This is a genomic window from Variovorax fucosicus, from assembly GCF_030316825.1.
GTDB classification, from domain to species: domain Bacteria; phylum Pseudomonadota; class Gammaproteobacteria; order Burkholderiales; family Burkholderiaceae_C; genus Variovorax; species Variovorax fucosicus.
Genome location: NZ_JASZYU010000013.1, coordinates 1 through 1,988, shown reverse-complemented (window position 1 = coordinate 1,988; position 1,988 = coordinate 1). Strand labels below are relative to the sequence as shown.

General features: G+C 69.1%; 3 protein-coding genes. All 3 read right to left on the bottom strand.

Annotated features, from left to right (window positions below; all coding sequences use genetic code 11):
- Positions 1-1,248: P-type conjugative transfer protein TrbL (gene trbL / locus QTI05_RS27760; RefSeq protein WP_286625031.1), on the bottom strand; the 1,248-nt coding region annotated here is incomplete at its 3' end.
- A 3-nt stretch (positions 1,249-1,251) separates the two neighbouring features.
- A complete protein-coding gene (locus QTI05_RS27755) occupies positions 1,252-1,590 on the bottom strand; it encodes an EexN family lipoprotein (RefSeq protein WP_353505977.1) in 339 nt (112 codons plus the stop codon).
- 9 nt (positions 1,591-1,599) lie between these two features.
- On the bottom strand, positions 1,600-1,988 hold a 389-nt coding region (locus tag QTI05_RS27750), incomplete at its 5' end, for a TrbJ/VirB5 family protein (protein ID WP_506555341.1).

Genomic DNA, 1,988 nt, shown 5'->3' with positions numbered 1-1,988 from the left:
GGCCCACGCGGGCTCAGCAGTTGGCGCATGGGCTTCGGACCCATCGGCCGCGGGCTTGGCAGCGGCAGGCGCAGCCGCATCGGCAACGAAGCTCGCCACCCCGTCTTTGACGGCTCTGGCGCCGGACGCGACGCGCTGGCCCACGGCGCTGGTACCACTGCGCGCGACGTTGGCAAGGCCTGCACCGGCCGCGCGCATGCCGCTGGCGCCCGATGCTGCAGCGCCGGCTTGGTAGGCGGATTTCGCCCCGCTGGCCACGGCCGTTGCAGAGCGCGCGGCGCTTGCGCCGCCGCCGATGGCTGATCGCGCGGCACCCGGCGCCATGCGAGCGCCAGCGGCCACCGCAGAACCCGCACCTGCCACAGCAGCACCGCCGGCCACGGCCAAGCCGGCGGCACCCAGCGCCGTCCCCGCCGCCGCACCCGCTCCGAGCTGGGGTGCGCCAGACACCAGACCCGTCGCAATGCCCGGCCCGAAGATCCCCAGACCCAGCATCGCCAGCGCGGCCAGCATGATGACCAGCGCATGGTCGATGGAGGGCTCGGCGCCCGGCGGCACTGTGAACTCGGCGAACAGGCCTGTGCCGATGCCCACGATCACGGCCAGCACCAGCACCTTGATGCCCGAAGACACCACGTTGCCCAGCACCCGTTCGGCCAGGAACGCCGTCTTGTTCCAGAGCGCGAACGGCACGAGCACGAAGCCTGCGAGCGTGGTCAGCTTGAACTCGATCAGCGTCACGAACAGCTGCACCGCGAGCACGAAGAAGCTCACGATCAGCACCAGCCAGGCCAGGAACAGCACGGTGATGACATCGAGGTTCGCGAGCACCTCCGGAAAGCCCGTCAGGTCGCTGATCTGCTTCATGATCGGCGCGCCGGCCTCCACGCCCACGCGCGCCAGCCGGCCCGGCTGCAGCAACTGGCCCTGGGTCATCGACGAGCCCGACGCCACCAGCCCCAGTCCGGCGAACGACCGGAACACGATCCCCGACAAGCTGTTGAAGTTATTCAGGATGAAGGCGAAGGCGCCGACGTACAGCACCTTCTTGATCAGCTTGCCGATCACGTCGTCGCCACTGCCGCCGCTGGCGTTGCTCATCGCCCAGAAGAGGCCTGCCAGCGTCATGTCTATCGCGACCAGCGTGGCTGTCAGGAACCCCACCTCGCCGCCCAGCAGGCCGAAGCCCGAGTCGATGTAGCGCGAGAAGACGTCCAGGAAGCGGTCGATGACCGACAGGTCGTTCATCGGTCAGTCCTTGGGCGCCGATGGAGGCACGGGAGACGGTGCTGCGGGCGCCGATGCCGCGGGCGGAGAGAACGCTGCCGGCGGCGGGGATGTGGTCGAAGAGGGCGGCGTGTACTTCGGCCCGTCGCTGCCAAAGAACCGCTGGCGCGTTGCCTCTGCCACCGCGTTGCACTGGGCATCGCCGACCTTGGCGTGGTCAACCTTGCATTGCGCGCGCAGTTCCTTCAGGCGCTCGGGATTGGCCATCAGCGACTCGACGGACTCGATGGGCGCGGGCTTGCTGCAGGCAGCAACCAACACCGCTGCGACAGCGGCCAGGATCATGATCAGAAGCTGTCTCATGGCCGCCCCTCAGTTGCTGTAGAAGTTGACCGTGTAGGGCGTGTACGTCGTGCCGTCGCCCTGGAAACGCCGGCGCACCTCGCGTGCGCGCTCCTGCACCGCGACCTGCCGCGCCTGCTCCAGCGCCGTCGCACGATCCTGCGTGATCTGGAGCTGCTGCGCCTGCATCGCCTGGCGCGATTGCAGGGCCAGCAACTGGTTCGTCGCTTGCATTGCCTGCAGGGCCCCGGCGGCCGACTGGCTGCGGTTCACCAGGTCGGTCAGGGTCCGCTCGTCGGACGTGAAGCTCTGCACTGCCTGGGACTGCACCTTGGCCGCGGTGCGCAGCGCTTCGAGGGAGTTGGTCCAGCGCGTGCGCGCGTCGGTCGCCATCTGCGTGCCCGAGATCGCCGCCGAAT

Coding starts and splice junctions, on each gene's coding strand:
- QTI05_RS27755 (WP_353505977.1), bottom strand. CDS start 1,590: ATGAGACAGCTTCTGATCATGATCCTGGCCGCTGTCGCAGCGGTGTTG.